Annotated in this window: 1 rRNA gene; it reads right to left on the bottom strand. The window is 41.8% G+C overall.

Annotation, left to right across the window (positions count from 1 at the left end):
- A 5S ribosomal RNA gene (gene rrf, locus ACVA6Q_RS25040) occupies positions 1-69 on the bottom strand; the annotation flags it as partial.
- Between the last annotated feature and the right edge of the window lie 151 nt (positions 70-220).

Here is a 220-nt window from a genome sequence, read left to right as displayed (position 1 = left end):
GCGCTATTGCGTTTCACTTCTGAGTTCGGCATGGAAATCAGGTGGGTCCACAATGCTATGGTCGCCAAGCAAATTCTGCTTTGGTTTCAGCTTTTCAAAAAAGCTAAAAGCCAAAATATCTGGAAAGCTGTTATGTGTTCTCATACACATTCAATTTGTTCTTGCTTTGAGTCCAATCAAAACCCTTTGGGTGTTGTATGGTTAAGCCTCACGGGCAATT

Source organism: Vibrio sp. DNB22_10_4, from assembly GCF_052879755.1.
The sequence above is the reverse complement of the archived record's forward strand: the minus strand, read 5'-3'. Positions and strand labels throughout refer to the sequence as shown.